This window comes from Streptomyces sp. NPDC059900, assembly GCF_050270335.1.
GTDB lineage: Bacteria > Actinomycetota > Actinomycetes > Streptomycetales > Streptomycetaceae > Streptomyces.
The window spans coordinates 1-8,400 of sequence record NZ_JBNNJZ010000367.1 but is presented as its reverse complement, the minus strand read 5'-3'; the positions used below and the strand labels follow the sequence as shown (position 1 = coordinate 8,400).

The 8,400-nt window shown below is 71.0% G+C and carries 6 protein-coding genes; 1 reads left to right on the top strand and 5 read right to left on the bottom strand.

The window, feature by feature from the left end; genetic code table 11:
* Positions 1-201: 201 nt before the first annotated feature.
* On the bottom strand, positions 202-3,291 hold the full coding sequence (locus ACQKIP_RS32695) for an endo-alpha-N-acetylgalactosaminidase family protein (protein WP_427744953.1): 3,090 nt from the start codon (positions 3,289-3,291) through the stop codon (positions 202-204).
* A gap of 188 nt (positions 3,292-3,479) precedes the next feature.
* A complete protein-coding gene (locus ACQKIP_RS32690; RefSeq protein WP_365852939.1) occupies positions 3,480-4,277 on the bottom strand; it encodes a S1 family peptidase in 798 nt (265 codons plus the stop codon).
* 244 nt (positions 4,278-4,521) lie between these two features.
* On the opposite strand from ACQKIP_RS32690, the gene ACQKIP_RS32685 reads away from it, so the two are divergent.
* Positions 4,522-5,469: a hypothetical protein gene (locus ACQKIP_RS32685; protein ID WP_365852937.1), complete on the top strand. Its 948-nt coding sequence runs from the start codon at positions 4,522-4,524 to the stop codon at positions 5,467-5,469.
* Between the two features lie 27 nt (positions 5,470-5,496).
* On the opposite strand, the gene ACQKIP_RS32680 is transcribed toward ACQKIP_RS32685, so the two are convergent.
* The 3 genes from ACQKIP_RS32680 to ACQKIP_RS32670 all read right to left on the bottom strand — a co-directional run.
* Positions 5,497-6,360 carry a pentapeptide repeat-containing protein gene (locus ACQKIP_RS32680; RefSeq protein WP_365852935.1) on the bottom strand — a complete coding sequence of 288 codons (864 nt, stop codon included), beginning with the start codon at positions 6,358-6,360 and terminating at the stop codon, positions 5,497-5,499.
* Between the two features lie 150 nt (positions 6,361-6,510).
* Complete coding sequence (locus tag ACQKIP_RS32675; RefSeq protein ID WP_365852933.1) at positions 6,511-8,121, bottom strand: DEAD/DEAH box helicase; 1,611 nt, start codon at positions 8,119-8,121, stop codon at positions 6,511-6,513.
* A gap of 95 nt (positions 8,122-8,216) precedes the next feature.
* A partial coding sequence (locus ACQKIP_RS32670) for a cold-shock protein (protein WP_427744950.1) occupies positions 8,217-8,400 on the bottom strand: 184 nt, incomplete at its 5' end.

Below are 8,400 nucleotides of genomic sequence, written 5' to 3'. Positions count from 1 at the left end.
TCTTGGGGGGGTGGGGGGGGGGGGGGGGGGGGGGGGGGGGGGCGGGACGAGGGGGAGGACGCGGCGGCGGTCTCGCTCGCGCCGCTCCCGCCGGCCCCCGGAACGCCGTAGGGGCCCGCCAAAAGAACCATCGGAAGGCCGCCGGGAAGCCATGGACACCCCGCCGGAGAGGCTGTGAACGCCTCTCCGGCGGGGGGCTTCTCAGATCTCGCGCACCTCGAAGGCGTCGAGAACGAACTCCGCGGTGCCGTCGTCACCGGTCTTGCGCAGCCCGACCCACGCCTCGCCCTTGGCCGGGGCGGTGAACTCGTAGGTCAGGACGGTCGGCTCGGTCGCCACCGGCAGTTCCCTGCGGTCGGTCTCGCGGGCCGCGGGCTCGTCGACGGCGGTGATCCAGGCGTACTGCCCCGCCTTCTCGTTCTCGTACCGGAAGGAGACGCGGTAGCGCTTGCCCGCCTCGAAGCGGGCGGTGTGCGGGACGGTGCGGTACACGAGTCCCTTGTTCTCGCCGCGTGACTTGAGGGACTGGGAGCCGTCGATGACGTCGTCGATCGCCTTGCCGTTCCAGCCGCGCTGCGTGAACGGCGCGTGCCGCTGCGCGATTTGCGTACGCGGGTCGGTGACGTCCCCCGCGTCGCCCTTCACGAAGGGCCCCCAGCCCTGCGGCACCTGCTCGAAGTCCTCGGAGACGAGCCGCCCTCCTCCGGGGGCGCCGCCCGGCGCGGCGACGATGCGCACGTTGTCGAAGCGCACGCGCGCGTGCCCCTCGTCGGCCCTGAGCGTCAGCTCTGCCGCTCCGCCGCCGTCGGGGACGGTGAAGGGCACGGACATCCGCTGGAAGCGGGTGCCGTGCTTGCGGTCGGCCGCCACGTAGTTGCCCGCCGTGGAGGTCCGCGTCCAGTTGGCGGCGGTGACTCCGTCGGCGGTGCGCACCTCCAGGGTGGCCTTCCGCTCCTCGCCGGCCTTCTCCCCCACCTCGACCTGTACGGAGGCGACGTACGACCCTGCCTTCAGGCGGCGCAGCCGCTGGCCGACGGCCGCCTTGCCGCCGGGGGCAACGACCAGTTCGTGGTCACCGAGCTTGCTGAGCGCGACGGAGGCCGGACCGGAGACCTTCCAGCCCTCCAGGGAGCCGGAGTGGAAGCCCGGGTCGCGCAGCGGGGTGCCCTGGCCCCAGCCGGGGTCGGGTACGGCGGCGGCACGCGAGCGGTAGAGGACGTAGGGCTGCCCGGCCTTCGCGTCGAGGGTGACCTTGCCGCCGCGCACCGGGACATCGCCGACAAGGACCCGCCCTTGGTCGGTGAGCCGGTACAGCACGGCCTTGCGGAGCCCCGACCATCCGCGGGGCAGCTCCCAACTCGCTCTCCCGCCCTTGGGGTTGTAGTGGTAGAGCTTTGTGGGGTCGGTGGCCTTGCGCGGCTCCCAGGGGAGCAGATAACTCCCGCCGTCGTAGACGACCCGGCCGTCGGTCACGATGCGACGGGTCCCCCCGGTGTCGGAGACCTTCGTGGCGCCCTCTCCGAAGAAACTGATCTCGTGCTCGCCCCAGGATTTGATGGGATGGGCCTGGAGGTATTTCGCGGGCAGCGAGTCGGTCCAGATCAGATCGTAGAAGTAGGACCAGTCGGTCTTGCCGACCCACCCTTCGAAATTACCCATGCGGGCAATGCCCAGAAGCGTCGGCCATTTGTCGGCGAAGACGTCCTTCTGGTGGTTGCGGATGAAGCGGATAAGACGCGAATTGATGCCCCGCGAGGTGTCGGGTCCGTAATCCGGCTCCGTCGCCCAGTGCGACCAGACCGACGAGCGCTCGAAGCCGTGCCCCCATTCGCTGGTGACGATCCAGCCCTGCTGCCGCAGGGCGCGTTGCAGCCGGTCGGACGTCCAGCCGGACTCACGGAAAACATCGATGTAGAGGGCATTGAGCGCGCCGTCGGTCTCGTCCCGCAAGTCGGCGAACCGCTTGACGATGTCGCCGGAGACGAGGTCACGCCGCTGATCGATGCGGTAGCTCTGGTCCAGCCAGTCCCACTGCTCGTTCGTCTTGTCGACGAGCTTTTCGGAGAAGGCGTTCGCGACGGGATAGGACTCCGTGGCGTTCACGTGCACACTGAAGTCGCTGTTCCATTTCTTGCCCTCGCTGACCAGGGTGTTGAGGTCGTCGAGGCCGCCCGCGCGCGTGTTGTAGTTGCCCGCGTAATCGGGGTGCGCGGAGTCGTGCCCCTCGGACTGATAGCCCTTGAGCAGCGTGTACTGCCGCAGGCCGTCCGTGGCCAGGTGGATGCGCTTGACGTTGTCGAGGGTCGCGAGGAACGGATTCGTGGCCTGCGAGGCGAAGTTGAACGGAATGTGCGGGACGACCCGCAGATGCTGCTCGTCCGCGCCCAGGGGCTGCACCATGATGTCGCGGAACGCGATGGCTGCGTCCTGCCAGTCGACCTTTCCGTCGCCGTTGCGGTCACCGGTGATGACGACGGTGGCGTACGGCAGTGGCTCGGTGTCGCCGACGGCGGCGGTGGCCGCGCGGTGCGTCCACTGGCCGGGGGTGAGCCGGGCCTCCGTGTGGCCGCTCCTCCTGACGGTCTCCCGCCAGAGCCTGCCGTTGTCCCAGGTGGTTCCGGCCTCGGTGGTGGGTTTGTCGTAGACGGTGTTGGTCTCGACGGCGCCGCCGAGCGTGTCGTGCGCGACGACGGCGTAGGCGCATCCGGTGGCCGCTTCCGCCGGGGTGTCGGGGCCCGGCCTGACCTCGGTGTCGCCGCTCTTGGCCTTGTCCAGCTGGACCTTCGCGGCGAGCAGGGCGGCGCCGGGCTGGTCGCTGCGCACGGAGAGGAGGGCGAGGCCGGGGATGCGCAGGGTGCCGACGCGCAGGGCGTCGGTGTCGTCGATCTTTGTCACGCGCCAGTGCACCTGGCGCCCCTTCAGGGCGATCTCGACGGTGAGGGTGGTGCCGCCGCCGAGGTCGAGGACGTACTCGATGCGGCTGCGCCCGCTGTCGCCGACGGTCACCTCCGGGGTGTGCGTCACGTCGTCCACCAGGAGCGTGCCGACGGCTTCGGGCTGCGCGTGCAGGACCGCCTTGGTGGCGCGGTCCGTGTACGAGATGACGCGGGGGAAGTCGGTGGCGACCCGTACGTCGAGGTCGGCGGAGCGGAGCACGACCTCGCCCGCGGCGGCGGTCCTCGACGCGGCGGTCGCGGCGCCCCCGAGGCCGACGGCTGCGCCGACCCCGGCCAGCGCGCCCGTGGCGACTACGGCTCTGCGGCTCGGCCCTGACGTGTCTGACGGCTGCATGGCACCCCTCCGGGAAACGGATCTCGGTGCGGTCACCCTGCGCCGGGAGGCGGTGGTGCGCCCATGGACAAAGGGGTGGCAGGACTTGGACTAACCGGGAGCCCCGGGCCGAACCGGGAGCCCCGGGCCGGGGAACGACCGCGGGGCCGGACCAGCTGAACTGGTCCGGCCCCGCGCCCATCCTGACGTCAGAGTTCCGACGCCGCCTTCTCTATGTCACCGGCGAACGTCGACACCTCGGTGTAGACGCCGGGGAACTTGGGGCGTGCGCAGCCGTTGCCCCAGCTGACGATGCCCACCTGGACGTACTCCCCGGCCTCGTCCTTGCGGAACATGGGACCGCCGGAGTCGCCCTGGCAGGTGTCCGTGCCGCCCTCCGCCAGCTTGCCGGCGCAGAGCTCCTCGCCGGGGGTGAGGTCGGCGCCGTACGCGGCCTCGCAGTCCGCGTCGCTCACGAACGGAACCGTCGCCTTGAGCAGGTAGCGCTGCTGCTCGCCGCCCTCCTTGTCGGCACCCCAACCGGCGATGGTGAAGTCGCCCTCGTTGAGCTTGTCGTCCTTGGCGATCTTCAGCGTGGGCTGGTCGATCGGCTTCTCGAGCTTGATGAGCGCCCAGTCCTTGCCCTTGCCGTCGTAACCCGGCGCTTGCAGGACCTTCGTGGACTTCACGGTGATCGCGTCCGAGGACTCCAGGTCCACGACACCACCGGTGGCGGTGATGCTCGTGTTGTCGCCGGAGCCGTCCACGCAGTGGGCGGCGGTCAGCACGACGTCCTTGGCGTAGAGCGCACCGCCGCAGCCCATCGACAGACGGACCATGAACGGGAATTCGCCCTGCTCGGCGGGGGTGCCGCCGACCACGCGCTCACCCGGGGTGGGGCCGGGGTGCGGGGCCGCGGAAGCGGCGACGGGCTGGAGACTGACACATGCGAGGGCGATGGCACCGAGGGTGGCGGCTCTCTTGACTCCACGCAGCTTGGTGTTCAACGGGCTTCCCTTCGTGGGGGGTTTCGTGGGGGGTTGCAGGCGTTCGCGGACCCGCCCCCTCCCCGCGAGAGCACGAGAATGGCATGAGCCCGCCAATGCGTTGTTGCGGATTATGGAGATCAGTGTCCGCATAGAGCAAGGGGCGCTTTTCGGCCACGGGCCCGCCGGTGGGCTGGTTCCGACCGGGGTGAAGGGCTCTACAGTGGAACGGAGTTGAGCCGAACCGTCTTCTGGGGGTGCGCACGTGTCGGACGGCGGCCCTGTGGTGCACGGCTACCCCCACCTGGAGACGGTGCGCTCCGCGATCACCGCGCTCTACAAGCGTTTGTCGTACGACACCGTCCACACCTTCGACACCAGCATCACCCCCGCCGACGTGGCCTTCTCCGATCAGGACGACCTGCATCCGGGGGTGCAGCGGGTGGCGCGCGAGATGGTGCGGCACTTCCGGCTTCCGGACGCCCGCGCGATCGTCAGCTTCCGCGAGATGGAACACGCGGCGAACGTCGAACTCGCCGCGGGACCCGAGTACTTCATCGAGCTCAACGACCGCTTCCGCACGCACCGCAGGGACATCGGCGCGGCGCTCGCCCACGAGATCATGCACGTCTACCTGCACCGGCTCGACCTCTCGTTCCCCGGCACGCGTGACAACGAAATCCTCACGGACACCGCCACCACCTATCTGGGGGCGGGCTGGCTCCTCCTGGACGCCTACCGCGAGGACGGCGCATCGTCGCAGAAGCTCGGGTACCTGACGCCGGAGGAGTTCGGGTACGTACTGGCCAAACGGGCCATCGCCTTCGGCGAGGCGCCGGAGACATGGTTCACCAGCGCGCAGGCGTACACCGCCTATACGAAAGGGCTGGCGCAGGCCCGCCGCGACGAACAGCAGCCACCGCTGACGGCAGCGGGATGGGCGGGACGGCGGCGGTACGCGAAGGACCGGCGGTACGCCCTGGAGCACGGCTCAGGCGGTGCGGGAACAGGATCGGGATCGGCGTCCCGTGCCGGGGCGTACGCGTTCTCCCGCGAGCCGGGCGGCGCCTCGCGCGGCCCGTCGGGGGGCATTGCGCCGCTGCGGGTCTCCTTCCCCTGCCCGACCTGCCATCAGCGGATCAGGCTGCCGGTACGGGGGCGGACGCGGGCGCGGTGCACGCTGTGCCGGACGGTACTTGAATGCGACACGTAGAAGCGCGGGGGCACGCGCCCGGCCGGGCTAGCTCCAGTGCGCGGGGCGCGCGAGGGCCGGCGGGAGTTTGGTCCCGGCGTCCCCCTTCGCCGCGTTCACCTGCGACTGGGTCAGGAAGATGCTGCCGGTGAGGTCGGCGCCCCGCAGGTCCGCGTCCCGGAAGTCCGCGCCGATCAGGTCGGCCTGGCGGAGGTCGGCGCCACGCAGGTCGGCGGCGATGAGGTAGGCGCCGCGCAGCGTGACGCCCCGCAGGTCGGCCCCCTTGAGGCGGGCGCCGAACAGGTCGGCTCCCCGGCGGTCCTTCTTCTTCCGCTTGATGCCTGCGCGCACGAGTTCGCTGGTGCGCAGCAGCAGGACGTTGACGTCCTCCCGGTGTGCGGCCACATCCGTCCCGGCCACGGCCGCGGGTGTGGCCCGGGTGAGATCTTCGACCGTGTCCAGCGCATGCTGGAGCTCGGCCCTGATGGGGCGGGTCTGCGGCAGGGCCAGCGCTTCGGTCAAGTACCAGAGCAGCTCGTGGAGTTGGCGCATCACCGGGAACACGTCGAACATCTGGCGGGCGCTGTCCGGGTCACGCCGCCAGTCGGTTCCGCCGTACGTGGTCTGCGAGACCTGCTGGCCCGCGCCGAAGCAGTCGTAGACCGTGCAGCCCGAGAAGCCCTTCTGGCGCAGGTCCTGGTGGATGCCGCAGCCGAAGTCCTGCCGGAGGTTGGTGCAGGGGGTGCCGGCGGCCTTGTCGACGGGGAAGTCCGCGGACTTGGCGAAGGTCAGGGCCACACAGCAGAGCCCGAAGCAACTCCCGCAGTCGGCCCGCAGACGCTGCCGCCCATCACCGACGACGGGCAGCAACTGCCGCTCTGGTGACGGGGGTTGGGGCTGCTTCTCGGTCATCAGGTCGTTCATCCCGTTCGCTCAGGACCGGACGCGGGGCATCGGGTGGGTGGGCGGGAAAGGCCTGCTCGGCAACGGAAGCCGCCGGAGCAGAACCCGAGGAGCCCGCCCCCGGCGGCAGGGCACAGACCCCGCCGCCAGGCACAAGCACTACGCCGCCTTGCGCCCCGCCCCGCCCCCGGAGGGACGCCGCCGGGCGCGCCCGGACCCGCTCCCGCCGCCCGCGGCCGGGCGACCCCCGCCACCGGCAGCAGGCTTACCGCCGGTGCCCTGCGCCTGCCCCTGCGGCCGGGCCCGGCGCTGTCCCCCGCCCTGACCGGCGGGACGGCCCCCGCCCTGTCCGGCGGGACGCCCCCGCCGGCCACGCTGCGGCGAAGCCTGCTGCTGCTGCGGGACCTCGATGACCACCGGCACCCCGGACGGCTCCCGCGCACCGGTGATGCGCGTGAGCTCCTCGTCCGTGGACTTCACCCGCGCGGTGTTCGGGCTGATCTCCGCGTCGGACATCAGACGCGTCATGTCCCGCTTCTCGTCCGGCAGGACGAGCGTGACGACACTGCCCGACTCCCCGGCCCGCGCGGTACGCCCGCCGCGGTGGAGGTAGTCCTTGTGGTCGGTGGGCGGATCGACGTTCACGACCAGGTCGAGGTCGTCGACGTGGATGCCGCGGGCCGCCACGTTGGTGGCGACAAGGGCGGTGACCTGGCCGTTCTTGAACTGGTCCAGGGTCCGGTTGCGCTGCGGCTGCGAACGGCCGCCGTGCAGCCCCGAGGCCCGTACGCCGTTGGCGAGCAGCCGCTTGGTGAAGCGGTCCACCGCGCGCTTGGTGTCCAGGAACATGATCACCCGGCCCTCGCGGGCGGCGATGCGCAGGGCGACGGCCTTCTTGTCGGTCTCGTCGGCCACGTACAGGACGTGGTGCTCCATCGTCGTCACGGCGCCCGCGGACGGGTCGACCGAGTGCACGACCGGGTCGTCGAGGAACATCCGGACCAGGCGGTCGATGTTCTTGTCGAGCGTCGCGGAGAAGAGCATCGTCTGGCCGCCCTGCTCCACCTGCTTCAGGAGCGCGGTGACCTGCGGCATGAAGCCCATGTCGGCCATCTGGTCGGCCTCGTCGAGGACCGTCGTGCGCACCTGCGAGAGGTTGGCGTCGCCGCGCTCGATGAGGTCCTTGAGACGTCCGGGCGTCGCCACCATGATCTCGGCGCCGCGGCGCAGCGTGCCCGCCTGCTTGGCGATGGAGAGGCCGCCGACGACCGTCGACATGCGCAGGTTCACGGCGGTGGCGTACGGCGTGAGGGCGTCCGTCACCTGCTGCGCGAGCTCACGCGTGGGGACCAGGACCAGGGCGAGCGGAGAGCGCGGCTCGGCGCGGCGGCCCGCGGTGCGGGCAAGCAGCGCGAGGCCGAAGGCGAGGGTCTTGCCGGAGCCGGTGCGACCGCGGCCGAGGATGTCGCGGCCCGCGAGGGAGTTGGGCAGGGTGGCGGCCTGGATCGGGAAGGGCTCGGTCACGCCCTGCGCGGCCAGCGTCTTGAGGAGAGCTTCGGGCATGTCCAGGTCGGCGAACGCCTCGACCGCGGGCAGTGCGGGCGTGATGCTCTCGGGCAGCGCGAACTCACCCTGTACGGGCCTCGCCTTGGGCCGGCCCGGCTTCTTCGCGGCACCCCTCGCCTGGCCGCCGCCGGTCACCGGGGCCTTTCCGCGTGCGTTCGTGGAGCGCCTGCGGGCAGGACGCGCAGGGCGTTCGGAGCGATTCATACGGAAATGCCTTCCTGGGCCTGGTGACAGCACAAGCCGAGGCCCGCACCACTGACGGTGCGGGCCTCGGCTATGAGGTTCGCGTGCTAAGACGTTCAGGCCTGAACGATGTTCTCGGCCTGCAGGCCCTTCTGGCCCTGCGTGACGTCGAAGGAGACCTTCTGGCCCTCGAGGAGCTCACGGAAGCCCGAGGACGCGATGTTCGAGTAGTGGGCGAAGACGTCGGGGCCGCCGCCGTCCTGCTCGATGAAGCCGAAGCCCTTTTCCGAGTTGAACCAC

Bases quoted from the DNA above. Each gene is read 5' to 3' on its own strand.
- ACQKIP_RS32695 (WP_427744953.1), bottom strand. From the start codon at position 3,291: ATGCAGCCGTCAGACACGTCAGGGCCGAGCCGCAGAGCCGTAGTCGCC.
- ACQKIP_RS32675 (WP_365852933.1), bottom strand. From the start codon at position 8,121: ATGAATCGCTCCGAACGCCCTGCGCGTCCTGCCCGCAGGCGCTCCACG.
- ACQKIP_RS32680 (WP_365852935.1), bottom strand. From the start codon at position 6,360: ATGACCGAGAAGCAGCCCCAACCCCCGTCACCAGAGCGGCAGTTGCTG.